Source organism: Streptacidiphilus jeojiense, from assembly GCF_000719095.1.
Taxonomy (GTDB): Bacteria; Actinomycetota; Actinomycetes; order Streptomycetales; family Streptomycetaceae; genus Streptacidiphilus; species Streptacidiphilus jeojiensis.
In genome coordinates this window covers 1-16,608 of record NZ_JOEH01000001.1, presented here as the reverse complement: position 1 = coordinate 16,608, position 16,608 = coordinate 1, and the positions used below count along the sequence as shown (strand labels likewise).

Annotated in this window: 17 protein-coding genes; 11 read left to right on the top strand and 6 right to left on the bottom strand. The window is 72.0% G+C overall.

Features of this window, described 5'->3' with window-relative positions; all coding sequences use genetic code 11:
* Positions 1 to 61 precede the first annotated feature (61 nt).
* A complete protein-coding gene (locus tag IF29_RS0100085) occupies positions 62 to 304 on the top strand; it encodes a DUF397 domain-containing protein (protein WP_030247960.1) in 243 nt (80 codons plus the stop codon).
* A 101-nt stretch (positions 305 to 405) separates the two neighbouring features.
* Here the strand turns inward: IF29_RS0100085 and IF29_RS0100080 are convergent, their stop codons facing one another.
* Positions 406 to 990 (bottom strand): ATP-binding protein, encoded by a 585-nt coding sequence (locus tag IF29_RS0100080; RefSeq protein ID WP_232241956.1) that lies wholly within the window; start codon positions 988 to 990, stop codon positions 406 to 408.
* 422 nt (positions 991 to 1,412) lie between these two features.
* Here IF29_RS0100080 and IF29_RS0100075 point away from each other — a divergent pair, with 422 nt between their 5' ends.
* Positions 1,413 to 2,279, top strand: coding sequence for a helix-turn-helix domain-containing protein (locus tag IF29_RS0100075; RefSeq protein ID WP_030247955.1), 867 nt, complete (start codon positions 1,413 to 1,415; stop codon positions 2,277 to 2,279).
* Between the two features lie 34 nt (positions 2,280 to 2,313).
* On the opposite strand, the gene IF29_RS0100070 is transcribed toward IF29_RS0100075, so the two are convergent.
* Both IF29_RS0100070 and IF29_RS0100065 read right to left on the bottom strand, forming a co-directional pair.
* Positions 2,314 to 2,892 (bottom strand): TetR/AcrR family transcriptional regulator, encoded by a 579-nt coding sequence (locus IF29_RS0100070; RefSeq protein WP_037593945.1) that lies wholly within the window; start codon positions 2,890 to 2,892, stop codon positions 2,314 to 2,316.
* 152 nt (positions 2,893 to 3,044) lie between these two features.
* Positions 3,045 to 4,574 carry an MFS transporter gene (locus tag IF29_RS0100065; protein ID WP_063757394.1) on the bottom strand — a complete coding sequence of 510 codons (1,530 nt, stop codon included), beginning with the start codon at positions 4,572 to 4,574 and terminating at the stop codon, positions 3,045 to 3,047.
* Positions 4,575 to 4,661: 87 nt separating this feature from the next.
* Here IF29_RS0100065 and IF29_RS0100060 point away from each other — a divergent pair, with 87 nt between their 5' ends.
* The 3 genes from IF29_RS0100060 (at position 4,662) to IF29_RS0100050 (ending at position 6,930) form a co-directional block, all read left to right on the top strand.
* On the top strand, positions 4,662 to 5,054 hold the full coding sequence (locus IF29_RS0100060; RefSeq protein ID WP_084713289.1) for a MarR family winged helix-turn-helix transcriptional regulator: 393 nt from the start codon (positions 4,662 to 4,664) through the stop codon (positions 5,052 to 5,054).
* A gap of 74 nt (positions 5,055 to 5,128) precedes the next feature.
* On the top strand, positions 5,129 to 5,695 hold the full coding sequence (locus tag IF29_RS0100055) for a winged helix-turn-helix domain-containing protein (protein WP_084713287.1): 567 nt from the start codon (positions 5,129 to 5,131) through the stop codon (positions 5,693 to 5,695).
* Positions 5,692 to 6,930 (top strand): MFS transporter, encoded by a 1,239-nt coding sequence (locus IF29_RS0100050; protein WP_051724709.1) that lies wholly within the window; start codon positions 5,692 to 5,694, stop codon positions 6,928 to 6,930. The genes IF29_RS0100055 and IF29_RS0100050 overlap by 4 nt, the downstream gene beginning before the upstream one ends.
* 70 nt (positions 6,931 to 7,000) lie before the next feature.
* Here the strand turns inward: IF29_RS0100050 and IF29_RS0100045 are convergent, their stop codons facing one another.
* The 3 genes from IF29_RS0100045 to IF29_RS0100035 form a co-directional block, all read right to left on the bottom strand.
* Positions 7,001 to 7,930 (bottom strand): DMT family transporter, encoded by a 930-nt coding sequence (locus IF29_RS0100045; protein ID WP_051724708.1) that lies wholly within the window; start codon positions 7,928 to 7,930, stop codon positions 7,001 to 7,003.
* Between the two features lie 235 nt (positions 7,931 to 8,165).
* Positions 8,166 to 9,149, bottom strand: coding sequence for a M56 family metallopeptidase (locus IF29_RS0100040; RefSeq protein ID WP_232241955.1), 984 nt, complete (start codon positions 9,147 to 9,149; stop codon positions 8,166 to 8,168).
* 120 nt (positions 9,150 to 9,269) lie between these two features.
* A complete protein-coding gene (locus IF29_RS0100035; protein ID WP_030247938.1) occupies positions 9,270 to 9,908 on the bottom strand; it encodes a DUF5134 domain-containing protein in 639 nt (212 codons plus the stop codon).
* 369 nt (positions 9,909 to 10,277) lie between these two features.
* On the opposite strand from IF29_RS0100035, the gene IF29_RS0100030 reads away from it, so the two are divergent.
* The 6 genes from IF29_RS0100030 (at position 10,278) to IF29_RS0100005 (ending at position 16,393) form a co-directional block, all read left to right on the top strand.
* Positions 10,278 to 11,555 (top strand): MGDG synthase family glycosyltransferase, encoded by a 1,278-nt coding sequence (locus tag IF29_RS0100030; RefSeq protein ID WP_063757393.1) that lies wholly within the window; start codon positions 10,278 to 10,280, stop codon positions 11,553 to 11,555.
* Positions 11,552 to 12,277, top strand: a complete 726-nt coding sequence (locus IF29_RS0100025; RefSeq protein WP_030247935.1) for a polysaccharide deacetylase family protein — start codon at positions 11,552 to 11,554, stop codon at positions 12,275 to 12,277. Before IF29_RS0100030 ends, IF29_RS0100025 begins: the two co-directional genes overlap by 4 nt.
* A gap of 204 nt (positions 12,278 to 12,481) precedes the next feature.
* Entirely contained in the window at positions 12,482 to 13,879 is a 1,398-nt protein-coding gene (locus IF29_RS0100020) for a DUF6421 family protein (RefSeq protein ID WP_030247933.1), read from the top strand.
* Positions 13,876 to 14,667, top strand: a complete 792-nt coding sequence (locus tag IF29_RS0100015; protein ID WP_030247932.1) for an SDR family NAD(P)-dependent oxidoreductase — start codon at positions 13,876 to 13,878, stop codon at positions 14,665 to 14,667. Before IF29_RS0100020 ends, IF29_RS0100015 begins: the two co-directional genes overlap by 4 nt.
* The gene (locus IF29_RS0100010) at positions 14,664 to 15,746 is read left to right on the top strand and encodes a threonine aldolase family protein (RefSeq protein WP_030247931.1); all 1,083 of its coding nucleotides are present in this window, start codon (positions 14,664 to 14,666) and stop codon (positions 15,744 to 15,746) included. The genes IF29_RS0100015 and IF29_RS0100010 overlap by 4 nt, the downstream gene beginning before the upstream one ends.
* Before the next feature lie 80 nt (positions 15,747 to 15,826).
* Entirely contained in the window at positions 15,827 to 16,393 is a 567-nt protein-coding gene (locus IF29_RS0100005; RefSeq protein WP_030247929.1) for a GNAT family N-acetyltransferase, read from the top strand.
* Positions 16,394 to 16,608 lie beyond the last annotated feature (215 nt).

Here is a 16,608-nt window from a genome sequence, read left to right as displayed (position 1 = left end):
CACGTGCAGTGAGGCGCCTCTCTGGCCCATCCTGCACGGCTCGCACAACCAGGAGACACCGATGCTTCGCATGTACAACGGCATGGCCGCCACGGAGATCGAGGGTGTGGTCTGGCAGAAGAGCCGTCTGAGCAATTCGCAGGGTGACTGTGTCGAGTTGGCCCGGCTGGCGGACGGCGATGTGGCGGTGCGCAACTCGCGGTTCCCCGAGGGGCCGGCCCTGATCTACACACGGGCCGAGATAGCGGCGCTGATAGACGGGATGAAGAAGGGCGAGTTCGACCACCTCGCCGAGCCGGCCTGAGCGCCGGAGCGGTCGGCGGCCCGGACCCCGGTCCGGCCCCGACCGCCGCTGGACCCGGCCGGCGGCCGGACCCGACACACGGAGCGGCGGTACCGGGGGAGTCACTCCCCCTGGTACCGCCGCTCCGTCTGTGTCTCCCCGATGTCCTGGAGCGCGCCCTCCTGGAGGGCGGCTGCCTCGTCGAGCTCGAACAGGGCCCAGACCACCTTTCCGGCGGCCACCGGGTGCCAGCCCCAGGACTGGCTGAACGAGTCCACCAGGTGCAGGCCGCGTCCCGACTCGGCGACCCAGTCCGGCTCCCGGGTGACCGGACCCGAGCTGCTGGGGTCGCTCACCGCGCACACCACCTGCGGCGCCCGCCGGACCAGGCTGAGGCGTATCAACGGGGTGGGAGCCTGCGGGGCGTCGCCGAACTTCTGGGTGATCGGTCCCGGGCTGCCGGCCCCGCGCTTTCCCCAGGCGCTGGTCCGCTGTTCGGGCACGCTCGCGGCCGCGAGCGCGTGGCGCAGCGCGTTGGTCACGAGTTCGCTGGTCACCAGGGCGATGTCGTCGAAGAGGTCGCCGAGACCCCATCGGTTCAACGTCAGCTTGGTGAACTCACGTGCGGTGCGCACGGATTCCAGCCGGGGGGCGAGGGCGCAGTTGACCACGTCGGGGTCCGTGGCCAGTGCCGGGCTCAGGCCCATGAAGAGCTCCTCCCATAAGGGCGCTGCAGGCATTTCTGCCGAGGTCTGCCCTGCCGGGGTCGCGCGCGCGACGCCGAGCTCCGCCGCGTCACCGAACGGTTGACGGGGCGGTGGCGCGGAGTGGCGTGAGGGGGGAGCGGGCTCCCCGCAGGACTGCCAGTGGGTGTGCATGTGCACGTGCATCATGCTCCTCCCCGCTCACGCCAGATGCAAGGGTGGATTCACGTGCATGTGCGACCCGGGCATCTGCACGTGCATCTTCGTGTGCAAGGAGTAGTCTCATGGTTGCTCGCCGCAGGCGTCACTACTGACGTGGGGCCATCCCGTCCGGGTTCTTGACACAAACCTGTCCGTTTGGGCACCCTTCGCCACCGGACAGTGGCAGACTGTGCGCTGATTTCATTGGGTGGAGGTTCAACGGAATGACCACAGTTCAGCCGGGGAGCGGCTCGATGGTGCGCCGTATCCTCCTCGGCTCCCAGCTGCGCCGACTCCGTGAGGCTAAGGGGATCACCCGTGAAGACGCGGGCTACACCATCAGGGCCTCCGAATCGAAGATCAGCCGCATGGAACTCGGCCGCGTCAGCTTCAAGGAGCGGGACGTGACGGACCTACTGAGCCTGTACGGCGTCGATGACGAGACCGAGCGCGCCGCTCTGGTGACCCTGGTGCGCGAGGCCAACCAGGCCGGGTGGTGGCACAGTTTCAGCGACGCCATGCCCAACTGGTTCCAGACCTACGTCGGCCTGGAGGAGGCGGCGGCGCTGATCCGCACCTACCAGGTGCAGTTCATCCCCGGCCTGCTGCAGACCGAGGACTACGCCCGGTCGATCATGCTGCTGAACCGCCCGCACACCGACCCCGGTGAGCTGGAGCGCCGCATCAACGTGCGGATGCGCCGTCAGAAGCTGGTCGCCGAGGGCGACGGGCCCCGGCTCTGGGCCGTCGTCGACGAGGCCGCGCTGCGGCGTCCGGTGGGCGGCCCGGCGGTGATGAAGGCCCAGATACAGCGCCTCATCGACGCGGCCGACATGCCCAACATCGTGGTGCAGGTGATGCCGTTCCGCTTCGGCGGCCACGCCGCGGAGAGCGGTGCCTTCACCATCCTGCGCTTCCCCGAGCAGGACCTGCCCGACGTGGTCTACCTGGAGCAGCTCACCAGTGCCCTGTACCTGGACAAGCGCGACGACGTGGACCAGTACGTCCAGGTGATGGAGCGGCTCAGCGTCGACAGCCTGACCCCGGAGAGCAGCGTGGAGCTGCTGTCCTCGCTGCTCAAGGAGATCTGATCCGGGCGGTCCGATCCGGATCGCCCGGGGCCGGTCAGGGCTCCAGACCGTAGCGGGCGAACAGGTCCGCGCGGATCAGCGCGTAGGACGTCTCCGCCCCGGGCAGCAGCATTCCCATGCAGGCGCCCATCAGGGCGCTGCGGAGCACCGCGTGCTCCGCGACCGGGTCGGCGGCCCCGCGCCGCCGCAGCACCCCCTGGAGCAGCGCGCCGAACCGCCGCTGCTCCTCGTCCTGGATGAACCCCTCCGCGCTCGGCGCCAGGATCAGCGCCAGATGGGTGCGCATCAGCGTCGGCCGGTCCCGGGTCAGCGTCAGCACCGTGTCGATCGAGGTGGCCAGCCAGAGGTCCGGCGGATCGGTCTCGGCCAGCTTCGCCAGCTCCGCCGCCAGGGACAGGTGCATCAGCCGGTGCATCGAGGACTGCAGCAGGTAGCGCTTGCCCGGGAAGTAGTACGAGACCAGGCCCCTGGCCAGGCCGGCCCGCTCGGCTATGTCGCCGAGAGTCGTGCCCGTAAAGCCCCGTTCGTCCACCAACTCGACGGTGGCCTGCATGATCCGCGAACGGGACCGGGCCCGCATGGCCTCGTTGACTGATGCGCGTCGGGGTGACATGGTGCTCCTGCGTTCATTGGCTGCTGGCCAATATACGGCCACGCTCGAACGCGTGTGGCCGCCCGGGTAGTTCGCCGACGCGGGGGATCGGCGAACTACCGGGCGGCCCGCCCGAACCCCGTACGGGCGGGCTCTCAGGGGCGCTGGACGGCCTATTCCGCGGCCGAACCGGCCGGTGCGCCGTCCAGAACGTCAACTCCCGTTCCAGGGGCCGTCACAGGGCCCGCGCCGGGCGCCGGGACCGGGTAGTCCGGCACCGGGTGGGCGGCGGCCGTGGCCCGTGCCGTCCGCCGGTCCTGTACCGCGCCCAGTGCGGTCACCAGCAGCCCCAGCAGCGCCACCCCGGCCACCACGCCCACCGCCCGGTGATCGGCGCTCAGTTGGGCGTGCACGCCGCCGCTGCCACCGCTGGTCACCACCGCGGTCACCACGGCCAGCACCACCGCGCCGCCGATCTGGAACGAGGTGTTCACCAGCCCGGAGGCCAGCCCCTGCTCGTCGTCGGCGACCCCGTCGGTGGCCTGGATGTTGAGCGAGGGGAAGACCAGCGCGAAGTGGATGCCGAGCAGCACCATCGACGGCAGGATCACCGTCAGGTAGTCCGAGTGCGGGCCGATCCGCAGGAAGTTGGCGTAGCCCAGCAGCGCGGCCGGGAAGCCGACCAGCATCAGCTTGGTCGTCCCGAAGCGGTCCACCAGCGCGCCCATCCGGGTCGCCGAGGCCACCACCAGCACGCCGGCCGGCAGGAAGCCCATCGCCATCTCCAGCGCGGACCAGCCGAGCAGCGACTGCAGGTACAGCGTCGCGATGAACTGGAAGCCGACGTAGGCGCCGAAGCAGGCCAGCGCGCCGATGTTGGCCCGGGCCACCAGCCCGTTGCGGAAGATCCCCAGCCGCACCAGCGGATGCGCGGTGCGCTGCTCCACCGCGACGAAGGCCGCGAAAAGCGCCGCCACCCCGACCAGCGACAGCACGGTACGGGCGCTGCCCCAGCCGACCCCCTGGGCCTGGGTGACGGTGTAGACGAGCAGCAGCAGGCCGCCGGTGGCGGTCACCGCGCCGAGCAGGTCGTAGCCGCGTCCCTCGCGCTGCGGTCGCTCCTGACGCGGGATCAGCCTGCTTCCGGCCGCCAGTGCCAGCAGTGCCAGCGGGAACGGCAGCAGGAAGGTCCAGCGCCAGCCGACCTCGGTCAGCAGCCCGCTGAGCACCAGGCCGAGCGAGAAGCCGCTGGCGCCGCAGGTGGTGTAGATGCTCAGGGCCCGGTTGCGCTGGTGCCCCTCGGGAAAGGTCGTGGTGATGATGGACAGGCCGGCCGGCGCGGTGAAGGCGGCGGCGACGCCCTTGACGAACCGGGTGGCGATCAGCAGTCCGCCGTCGTCCACCAGTCCGCCGAGCAGCGAGGCGACGGCGAAGACGGCGAGCGCGGCGAGGAACACCCGTCGCCGCCCGAGCAGGTCGGCGGCCCGCCCGCCGAGCAGCAGCAGCCCGCCGTAGCCGAGGACGTAGCCGCTGACCACCCACTGCAGCGACGTGGTGCTCAGATTCAGGTCGGTTCGGATCGAGGGAAGGGCGACCCCGACCATCGACACATCCAGGGCGTCGAGGAACAGGGCCGCGCAGAGGACGACGAGGGTGCCCCAGAGGCGGGGGCTCCATCGGGTAGTGGTGGTGGCTGTGGTCATGCGGAGGAGACTACATGCATGTGCATTCAATGCACGTGAATTAAATGTTAACTCATTAAGTTCCGCTGCAACTGCTACACTGCTCTGGTGAGCGCTCCCACCGACCCCGAGCTCGTCGAAGCCTGGCGCACCCTCCTCGCCCGCCAGGCCGCCACCGCGTGCGCCCTGGACCGTGAGCTGAACGAGCGTCACGGCCTGGGCATGAGCGAGTTCGAGGTGCTGGAACGCCTGGTGGAGGGCACCTCGGGGGACTGCGCCGCCTCGCTCCGGGTGCAGGAGCTGGCCACCTCGGTCCACCTCAGCCAGAGCGCGCTGTCCCGACTGATCGCCCGCCTGGAGAAGGCCGGCCTGGTCGAGCGCTCGATGTGCCCCGAGGACCGCCGCGGCGTCTCCGTCTGTCTGACCCCCGCCGGCCGCGACCGCCACACCGACGCCGTGCCGACCCACCGCAGCGTGCTCGCGGAGATGCTGACCGGCTGAAGCCCGTCCCGCCCCCGTCTTCTTTCGGTGTGCCTCTTGTCGAAAGAACTCTTTCGAGCGTAACGTTTCGAAACATGTCTTCCGAAGAGTCGCGGCCGCTGAGAACCCTCACCGATCCCAAGGCCATGCGCGCGATCGCCCACCCCACCCGGATCGCGCTGCTGGAGGCCCTCGGCCGGGACGGTGCCCTCACCGCCACCGAGGCCGCCGCCGTGGTCGGCGAATCGCCGACCAACTGCGCCTTCCATCTGCGCACCCTGGCCAAGTACGGCTTCGTGGAGGAGGCCGGCGGCGGCACCGGTCGCCGCCGGCCCTGGCAGCTCAAGCACGTGGGCTTCCGCTTCGACGAGGACACCGTGGAGGCCAATGCCCTGGCCGGCTTCCTGTGGGAGACCTGGCTCGCCCGGCTCGCCAAGGTCGCCGGCCGCCGGGCCGGCTTCTCCGAGGAGTGGCGCAAGGCCACCAGCGCCTCGGAGATGGTGCTGTACCTCACCCCGGAGGAGGCCAAGGCCTTCCACGAGGGGATGGCGGACCTGGTGCTGCGCTACCACGACCGCATGGAGAACCCGGCGCTGCGCCCGCCCGACAGCCTGCCGCTGGAGCACATCCAGTTCACCTACCCGTACGACGCGGTCCGATGAGGCGCCTGCTCGCCCGGCGCGAGCTCCGCTGCTTCATAGCCGGACAGGTGCTGTCCACGCTCGGCGACAGCGCCATGTGGATCGCCGTCGGCATCTGGATCAAGATGCTCACCGGCAGTTCCTCGGCCGCCGGGCTGTCCTTCTTCGCCTTCATCGTCGGCAACGCCTGCTCCCCGGCCGCCGGGCTGCTGGTGGACCGGGTCCGGCGCCGTCCGCTGCTGATCCGGCTGAACCTGCTGGCGGCCGTGGCGATCCTGCCGCTGCTGCTGGTCCACGGCCGGCACGGCCTGTGGATCATCTACACCGTGATGGTCGGCTACGGCTTCCTCAACGGCCTGATCGCCTCGGCCCAGACCGCGCTGATGCAGACCGTCGTCCCGGCCGGGGAACTGGGCGAGGCCAACGGCCTGCTGCAGACCCTGCTGCAGGGGCTGCGCCTGGTCACCCCGCTGCTGGGCGCCGGCGCGGTCGCCGTGGTCGGCATCGGCACCCTGGTCGTGGCCGACGCGGCGACCTTCCTGGCCGCCGCCCTGCTGCTGGTCCTGATGCGGACCGAGGAGCCGGCGCCGGTGCGTTCCGCCGAACGGATGACGCGTCAGGTCACCGCGGGCGTACGGCATGTGCTCTCGGTCCCGGCGCTGCGGCAGCTGGTGCTGGCCGCGGTCCTCGCGGTCACCGCGTTCGGCTTCGCGGAGTCCGTCTGCTTCGCCGTCGTCGACCAGGGCCTGCACCGGCCGCCGGCCTTCCTCGGTGTGCTCACCTCGGCCCAGGGCGCGGGCGCCGTCGTCGCCGGGATCGGCGCGGCCGCCCTGATGCGCAGGATCGGCGAGGGCCCGCTGGTCGCCCTCGGCCTGGTCGCCGCCGGGGCGGGCTTCCTGCTGCTGGCGCCGGGGATCCTGGCCGCCGCCCTGCTGGGCACGGCCCTGGTCGGGGCCAGCCTGCCGTGGATCCTGATCGGCCTGGTCACCTCGCTCCAGCGGCGCACCCCGCCCGAGCTGATGGGCCGTGCCGACGCCGCCTTCAACGTCCTGGTCACCGTCCCCCAGGCGGCCTCCATCGCGGTCGGGGCGGCGCTGCTGGCCGTCGTCGACTTCCGGCTGCTGCTGTGCGCCATGACCGCGCTGATGCTGCTGGCCGCCGCCTTCCTGGGCACCCGCCGGGACCAGCGGACCGACCGGACGCCGGAGGCGGCCGCCGAAGCGACCGTGCAGACCGTGGCGGGGGTCGAACCGTGACGGCGGGGCCGGACGACGGGCCGACCGAGGGGCGAGTACTGCTCCTGGCGTAGGCGGGCGCCCGAGCGGGTCAGCCCCGCACGCCGGCCCGCTGGGCGGCGGCGGCCTCGCGCTGGGCGGCCCGGACGGCCTCCTCGACGCAGCTCTCGGCGCAGGCGTCCGGCATCGCCGGGTGCCTGCCGATGATGATCACGCCCAGCACGATGCAGACCAGGCCGACGGCCTCGCCGGCCAGCGCCCCCGGGGTCAGCCGGAGCCGGTCGCCGAGGAATCCCACCCCGCAGGCGATCCCCGCCAGCGGCTGGGCGGCGGTCAGGGCCGGCAGCGACATCCGCAACGGGGCCGACTCGAACGCGCTCTGGACCAGGATCAGGCCGATCACGCCGATCGCCACCACGGTCCAGGTCTGCCAGCTGCTCAGCAGCAGGGCCAGACCGCCGTGCTTGAACCGCTGTCCCGCGGTCCGCGTCAGCGCGTCCTGGAGGCCGTAGAGCAGGCCCGCGGCCAGCGCCAGCAGGGTGGCCTCCTCGAACAGCGGCAGCCGTCTGGCGATGGAGACCAGCAGCAGGGCGACCCCGGCCACCACTCCGAACACCAGCCAGTGCCGGAGCACCCCGGCCTCGGTCCCGCCGCCGGTCGGCTCCCCGCTGGTGATGAACGCGGTGACCCCGGCGGCCAGCAGCAGTACCCCGCCCCAGCCGGAGCGGCCCAGCCGCTGGCCGGTGATGGTCCGCGCCAGCAGCATGGCGAACAGCAGATTGGTGGCCAGCAGTGGCTCCACCAGTGAGATCCGTCCGGCCGACAGCGCCATCGCGCTGAGCACCTGGCCGCCGACCATGAAGGCGATCCCGAGCAGCCACTCCGGCTGTCGCATCAGCCGCAGCAGCAGCCGGTAGGACAGGATGTCGGAGCGCGGTGCGCGCTGCGCCGCGTGCTGCTGGAGAACGAAGCCGAGTCCCAGCAGACATGCAGCGCCCACACCGAGCAGAAACACCGTCACGAAGTGTTCACCCCACGTCCCAGCCCGCACTGACCAGCCGGAATTCCTGCTCTCCGCCTGCCCACTGCCGGTTCGTCCATACGCCCGTGCTCACGCGGACGTTTCGGACACCGTCTGTTGCGGGGAAGCCTAGCGCGGTCGGCTGGGAATGGCCTGCGCGTCAACGCAAATCACAGCCGGGCGGGAAAGGCTTCAGAAACCTCTCAGGCCGACTGCAGAAAACCTCAGAAACCCCTCAGATGAGCACACGCAACCCGGGTGCGAACACCAGTGCCAGCGGTGCGCTGAGCGCGGCCAGGGTCGCTGCGGTGAGCCGCAGCCGCCGGGCCACCGGCAGCCGCGGCTCACCGGCGAGCAGCCGCTCCACCCGTCCGGGGACCTGGTCCAGCAGCCCGGGACACTGCGGGACGGGGCCGTGCGCGGTGTTCAGCTCGACCAGGGCGACGGCGGTGGCCAGCCGTCCGTGCCGGCGCGCGGCGGAGTCGTCGGCAGCCAGCTCCACCAGCCGTCCCACCTGCTCGCGGAACAGCCGGAAGATCCCGGCTCCGGGGAAGCCGCTGTTGAGCGCCTCGGCGCACTGCAGCAACCAGTGGTGCCTGGCCCGAACGTGTCCGCGCTCGTGCTCCAGCACCGCGGCCAGCTCCCGGTCGCTCAGCCGGTGCAGCGCACCGGTGGTGACCACCAGACGGGTGGCCGGACCCGGCAGCGACCAGGCGTTCGGCTTGGCGCTCTCCAGGACGACCAGCCGCTCGCCGGCGTCCGTGCGGCGCACCCGCTCCAGCCCCGAGGGCAGTTCCGGGGCCCGCAGCCGCAGCTCGCGCAGCCGGCGCCGGCGCAGCGCACGCGCCGAGCGCACCTCGCTCCCCAGCGCCAGCGCGGTACGGGCGCCGCCCACCGCGAGCAGCACGGCGGCGGCGACGGCCCAGGGGCGGGAGAGCGGTATGCCGTAGGCGGCCTCGACACCGCGCGGCGCTCCGGAGAACAGCAGGGTCCGCACCTCCGGCCAGGCCGCGGCCGCGGTCAGCAGCAGCGCCAGGCCGCAGCAGAGCAGCGCGGCCAGCACCAGGCACTGCCAGGCCCAGAGCGCCAGCACCGGTTCGCGCTCGGCCCAGCGGGCCCGGGCCAGCAGCCGGGGACCGGCCGTGGCCAGTACCAGGCCGAGCAGCAGTAGGGCGGGCAGCGCGTTCAACCAGACCTCCGCCGGCGGGACCCAGGACACGCGACACTGCGTGCGGGCCAAACCTATGCGGCACGGGGTCGCCGTGGCAGCGGAATACGAAGGGCGTGACGCACGCCACGCCGCCGCCGGCAGCTGCCCGGACCGTCGGCGGCCGGCGGTTCAGATGGCCAGCAGCATGGTGAACATGCCCAGGCCCAGCACCATCCGGCAGGCCTGCGGCAGTTCCGGCGCCCCCAGCAACCGGCCCGTCACCGACCCGCGCCCCGGCGTGCCACCCCCGGCGAGGGCCGGCGCGGCGATCAGCCGGGCGCCGGCCAGCACCGCGTACCCGCCGAAGAACACCAGCAGCGCCCCGGTGACCAGGGGCACCCCGGCGCCGGCGGTCGCGGTGGCCATCCCGGCCATGCCCGGCATCGCGGCCTGCCCGCCGGCACCCGCCGCTCCCAGCCCGGCGCCCATCACCACGGCCATGTAGACCATCGCCAGGTGCCCCACCCCGTGGTAGAGGTGGTGCCCCCGGTGCCCTTGGGACGCCCCGCCGGCAGGGAGCAGGCCCACCGCGAGCGACCACACCGCCGCGACGCCGAAGAGCACCACCCACACCGCCGCGGGCACCTCCTGCCCCAGCCCGAGCGGCAGCGCCATCGCCGCCATGCCCAGACCCTTCAGCGCCTCCGAGGCGTCGAGCTCGCGCTCGGCCCGGGAGGCGCTCCTGCGCACCAGCCTGACCAGGCAGTACAGTCCGGTCGCTCCCATCAGTCCGGTCAGCAGCCATTCGACGGCGGCGGGACCATGCATCCGGTCTCCCCTCGAGTCCTGTTCCCACCATGACGCTGAGTGGCCGAGAACTACAGGGCGCAACAGGGGGCGCACGAGTGCAGTCGCCCGCCTGTCACCCCCCGGTGCCGCCGTCCGCGCCCTGCCCCGCCCCGGATGTCGGGGTCCTCCCGGGTGCACTCCCTGAGAACCGCCGTACTCCCACGGGAGTACGTGGCCGATTCCCTGCCTCAGTGGGACTACGTGGCTGGTGGGGCTGAATCATCCCCCGGTCTGTCTTCCGGTGGGACGGAGATCGTTAGGTTGGGGATGCCCGAGCCCCCAGGCCGCAGCACGGAGCACCACCGCCTCGGAGGCCAAGCATCCAGAAGCAGGAACGAGACCTCGACCATGGGCCGACTGATCCGCATTCCCCGGCAGCGCAGCGCCGGTACTGGCGCAACCACCCCGCCGCCGCGTGCCGTCATCGTGTCGGCGAGCGTCGGGGCCGGTCATGACGCGGTCGCGGAGCAGCTCGCCGCACGCCTGGAGGAGGCCGGGATGGTCGTGGACCGCCACGACTTCCTGGACCTGATGCCGGGATCCACCGGCCGGGTGTTCGTCGGCTCGTACCACGGCATGATCTCGCGGGCCCCGTGGACCTGGAAGCTGCTCTACGGCGGGATGGACAACCCGCGGATGGCCGGGATCCAGGCGTCCCTGTTCACCGCCCTCGCCGGGCGCAGCATCCGCAGGGCGGTCCAGGGCGACACCACCCGCATGGTCATCGCGACCTACCCGCTGGCCAGCCAGGTCCTGGGCCGGCTGCGGCTGCGCGGCAAGGTCTGCACCCCGGTGCACACCTATCTCACCGACTTCTCGGTGCACCAGCTCTGGGCCGCCCCCGGCGTGGACGCGCACCTGGCGCTGCACCAGGTGGCCGCCGTCCAGGCCCGCGCGGTCGGCTGCGCGGACGTCTCGGTGGTCGCCCCGCTGGTGGACCGGCGGTTCACCCCGGCGACGCCGGAGTCCCGCTTCGCCGCCCGGGCCCGCTGGGGCCTGCCGCAGGACGCACGGCTGGCGCTGCTGGTCGGCGGCTCCTGGGGCGCCGGCGAGCTGGAGCGCACCGTCGCGGACGTCGAGGCGGCCGACCCCGGGATCACCTGCGTCGTCGTCTGCGGCCGCAACGAGGGGCTGCGCGAGCGCCTGCTCGCCGCCGGGGTCAAGCACGCCCACGGCTGGGTGGACGACATGCCGAGCCTGATGCACGCCGCCGACGTACTGGTGCAGAACGCCGGCGGGATGACCGTCCAGGAGGCCGTCGCCAGCGCCCTGCCGGTGGTGACCTACCGCTCCATACCCGGGCACGGGCTCACCAACGCGGCCGCGCTGGACGAGGCCGGCATCGCCCGCTGGGCCCGGCACTCCGGCGAGCTCGCCGGGGCCCTGGCCGGTGCCCTCTCGGACCGGGTCACGCCGATCTCGGCGGCCCGCCGTCCCGGCGCGGACGCCGTCCAGGTCCTGCTCGCCTACGCGGGCCTGGACCGCCTCGCGGCTGTCGGCGACGACGCGGTCGCAGACCCGGCCGCGGGCTCGGCCGCCCGCTCCGCCGTCGCCCTGCCCGCGGTGGCCCTCCCCGCCGCCGCGCTTCCCACCGCCGTCCCCGCCACGATGGAGTCCGTCCGTTGAGCCGCGTAGTCAAGGCAGCCGCCGCCGTCGCCGGGGGCCTGGCCCTCGCCCACGCCGCCCCGGCCGTCACCGCCGTCCAGCCGCTGGAGACCCTGCGGACCCGGCTGCTCCCCGGCTACGGCGGGCAGGGCGCCCCCGACCACATCGCGCTGACCTTCGACGACGGCCCCGACCCGCTGTCCACCCCGCGCTTCCTCAGCCTGCTGGAGAACCGGGGCGTCAAGGCGACCTTCTTCCTGCTGGGCTTCATGCTGGAGCGCGACCCCGGGCTCGGTCGGGCGATCACCGACGCCGGGCACGAGATCGCGGTCCACGGCTACCTGCACCGCCCGATGGTGCTCCGTACGCCCGGACAGACCCGCGACGACCTCACCCGCGCCCATGCGCTGGTCACGGAAGCGACCGGGGAGACCCCGCGCTGGTACCGGCCCCCGTACGGCGTCGCCACCACCTCGGCGCTGGTCACCGCGCGCGGCCTGGGGATGCGCCCGGTGCTGTGGACCAGCTGGGGCGCGGACTGGCGCGCCGGTGCCACCGGCAGCTCGGTCTTCGACACGGTCACCCGCAATCTGCGCGGCGGCGGCACCGTCCTGCTGCACGACTCCGACTGCACCTCGGCCCCGGCCTCCTGGACCGCGACCCTCAGCGCCCTGCCGCGGCTGCTGGACCACTGCGAGGAGCAGGGCTGGAAGGTCGGCCCGCTCGCGGAGCACGGCCTGTAGTCACCCCTGCTCCTTATTACGCCCGACGTCTGCGACGGCACCCCGGCCCATCGGCCGGGGTGCCGTTCTGCGTGATGGGGCAGGTCGGGCGAGAGTGGTCTGTGAGGTGTGTCATTTCCGCTCCGTCGACCTTCCCTTGAACAGAAGAACCTTCTGTATATACGGTGTCCGGACAACAGTTCCTTCGGTACAGGCAGGGTTGTCATGCAAAATCTCTCGCCCGAACTCCCTTCGGCAGTCAGCCCTGCCTGGATGCGGCTCAAGGAGGCCGTCGAGGCGATCCGACCGCTGCAGTCCAAGGACGGCTCCATCGACCTCAACTCCCGCGGCGCCGGGACCCGTGACGAGGCCGACGCCCTGCTCACTGCCATCACCGCCGCGGTGCGCGAGCTCGCCCCCCACTTCCCGCACGACGCCGCCTACCTGGACGCCGTGGTCACCGACCTGGAGCGCTGGCGCGCCTCCGGTTACGCGGTGCCCGACTTCCTGGACTCGCTGCTCGCCTTCCAGCCCGCGGCGCAGCGCGAGGACGGCCTGCTCCACCTGGTCGTCTTCCCGATGTACACGCAGAACGGCAACCCGGACCGCAACATCGAGGCCGTGCTGCTCACCGTGGTCTGGCCGGACTGGCTGGCGGAGCTGGAGCGCACCCGCTTCGACAACCCGATGTTCGTACCGATCACCTTCATCGACTTCACCTCCGGGTACGACACCAACTCCGCGGTGCTGTTCCCCGAGACGGTCGCGGTGCGCGAGGCCCCCGAGCGCTTCACCTGGGGCGGCATCTTCTGCGACCGCGAGGCCGCCCGCTTCCGCGCCGTCAGCAGCGCCGCCGTCGGTGCCCTCGGCCTGGACATCCCCGCCGACGCCGCCGCGCTGCTCGACGACCAGAAGCTCTCCCAGGAGACCTTCGTGCTCTGGGACCTGATCCACGACCGCACCCACAGCCACGGCGACCTGCCGTTCGACCCCTTCATGATCAAGCAGCGCAGCCCGTTCTGGATGTACGGGCTGGAGGAGCTGCGCTGCGACCTCACCGCCTTCAAGGCCGCGGTCCAGCTGGAGAAGGAGGGGCAGCCGCACTCCGGCCCGATGGGACGCAACGTGCAGTACGCCATCCTCTTCGACCGGATGTTCCGCTTCCCGGTCAGCGGCGGCCGGGTCCGCAACTACGACGGCCTGGGCGGCCAGCTGCTCTTCGCCTACCTGCACAAGCACGACGCGCTGCGCTGGACCGACAACCGGCTCCGGATCGACTGGGACCGCGTCGCCGACGTCACCACCGACCTCTGCACCGAGATCGAGACCCTCTACCGGGACGGCATCGACCGGCCCAAGACCGCGCACTGGATCGCGGCCTACCAGCTGGTCTCGCGCTACCTGACCCCGCACCCCGCCTCGGTGTGGGCCAAGGGCCCCGACGCGCTGCCGCTGACCGAGCACAGCGACGCCAAGTCGCTCAACAAGGCGCTGTGCGACGCCGTCCTGCCGGACGAGTTCCCGCTCAGCATGTTCTTCGAGGCCCTGTCCAAGAAGCTCGGCGGGGTCATCGCCTCCACCACCGGGATCACCGGCACCAGCGAGCTCCGGAGCGCCGCATGAGCGCCGGCACGGCGGCCACCGCCGGGTCCGCGTCCGCGTCCGCGCCCCTGCCGATGCAGGGACGCGTCGTCGCCGTAGCCGGCGCCACCGGTCCGGCGGGACGGGCGGCGGTACGGGCGCTGGCCGCCGCCGGTGCCACCGTGGCCTGCGCCGGGACCGACCCGCGCCGGCTGGACGCGCTGCTCGACGCCACCCGCCGCGCGGTCCCCGGCGCCACCGTCGTCGGCCAGGTGCTCGACCTGCTGGACCCGCAGGCCGCGGGGGACTGGTCCGACCACATCGAGGCCGAGCACGGCAGCGTCGACGGGCTGATCCACCTGGTCGGCGGCTGGCGCGGCAGCAAGAAGTTCACCGACATCGACCTGTCGGACTGGGACTTCCTGCACGACCAGCTGGTCCGCACCCTGCAGCACACCACCCTGGGCTTCCACGACGCGCTGCTGCGCAGCCCGCAGGCCCGCTTCGCGGTCGTCTCGGCGGCCGGCGCCGCCAAGCCCACCGCGGGGAACGCCGCCTACGCGGCCGCCAAGGCCGCGGCCGAGACCTGGACGCTGTCGCTCGCGGACTCCTTCCGCACCCTGGTTGCCGCGGAAGAGCAACCCGAGCGTGCGGCGGCTGCCATCCTGGTCATCAAGGCCCTGGTCACCGATGAGATGCGGGTGGCCAAGCCGAACGCCAAGTTCGCCGGCTTCACCCACGTCGACGACCTGGCCACCACCATCACCGACCTGTGGAACCGACCCGCAGCCGACCTGAACGGACAGCACCTGTGGCTGACGCCCCGATGACCGAAGCCGCCACCACCAGCACGGACGCCCAGCGCCGTCACGACCCCTCCGTACGCGGCTTCGCCAGCGACAACTACGCCGGCGTCCACCCGGAGGTCCTCGCCGCCCTCGCCCTCGCCAACGGCGGCCACCAGATCTCCTACGGCGAGGACGAGTACACCTCGCACCTCCAGGACGTCTTCCGCAGCCACTTCGGCGAGCGGGCCGAGGCGTACCCGGTCTTCAACGGCACCGGCGCCAACGTGGTCGCGCTGCAGGCGCTGCTGCCGCGCTGGGGCGCGGTGGTCGCCGCCGAGACCGCCCACATCAACGTCGACGAGTGCGGCGCACCGGAGAAGATCGCGGGCCTCAAGCTGCTCACCGTCCCCACCCCGGACGGGAAGCTGACCCCCGAACTGATCGACCGTCAGGCCTGGGGCTGGGGCGACGAGCACCGCGCCCAGCCGCTGGCCGTCTCCATCACCCAGAGCACCGAGCTCGGCACCCTCTACACCGCCGAGGAGATCCGGGCGATCTGCGACCACGCCCACGAGCGCGGCATGCTCGTCCACGTGGACGGCTCGCGCCTGGCCAATGCCGCTGCGTCGCTGAACCTCCCGCTGCGGGCCTTCACCACCGACGCGGGCGTGGACGTCCTCTCCTTCGGCGGCACCAAGAACGGGCTGCTGATGGGCGAGGCCGTGGTGGTGCTCAACCCGGACGCGGTGAAGAACATCCTCTTCCTGCGGAAGATGTCGATGCAGCTCGCATCGAAGATGCGCTTCGTCTCGGTGCAGTTCGAAGCGCTGCTGAGCGGCGACCTCTGGCTGCGCAGCGCGAGCCACGCCAATGCGATGGCCCGCCGCCTCGAAGCCGCGGTCCGCGACATCGACGGCGTCGAGGTGGTCCGCCCGGTCCAGGCCAACGCGGTCTTCGCGCTCCTCCCGCGCGAGGTCAGCGAGCGCCTGCAGAAGAGCTACCGCTTCTACTTCTGGAACGAGCACACCGGCGAGGTCCGCTGGATGGCGGCCTTCGACACCACCGAGGCCGACATCGACTCCTTCGCGGCGGCGATCGCCGAGGAGATGGGCAAGCGCTGATCGGGTCGGGTTCGGCAGAAGGGCCCCGGGGTTGTGAACCCCGGGGCCCTTCGTCTGCGGACGTGGGTAACTTGGGGCCCATGACGATCAATCTCTCGGCTGTGCCCGGGCTGACCCTGCGCCCCTGGCGTGCGGAGGACCTGCCGTCGCTGGTCGCGGCCCACCAGGACCCGATGATGCAGCGCTTCCTGGACAACCGCGTCGCGGGGATGGCGGAGGCCCGGGTGTGGCTGGCCGCCCAGGAAGCCGGCTGGACCGACGGCACGCGGTGCAGCTTCGCCGTCATCGAAGACGTACGGGCGGAGGCGGGCCCCATCGGCCATGTGGTCGTGAAGAGGCTGGGCCTCGCCGGCCCCGGTGGCTCCGGTGGCTCCGGTGGCGACGGTACGGCCTCGGGCCCCGCCGAGATCGGGTACTGGACCGCGACGGGGGTCCGAGGACGCGGGATAGCCCCGGCCGCGGTGTCGGCCGTCGCCGAATGGGCGCTGCGGCAGGTGCCCCGGCTGCAACTGCTCCACAGCGTGGAGAACCACGCCTCCTGCCGCGTGGCCGAGAAATCGGGCTTCGCCTTTGCCGACCACCTACCGGCCCATCCACCACGCTTCCCGGACGAGGGACACCGACACGTCCGTGAGTCCACGATTTGACTCCACCTGGGCCGTCCACGTAGTGTCCTGCGAGTTGCCCTGCGGACAGCGGTGGCGGCGAAACCCCTTATGAGACGGCATGGCTCTTCTTTGGCATGCCGTTTATCGGGAAAACGGCGGAATTGGCTCGGACCGAGAAATTCCGCTAGAGTTTCACTCGTCGGAACGGGCCGGAAACGGTCTGGTACGGTGGAAAACGAAGGAAGCGCCCGGAG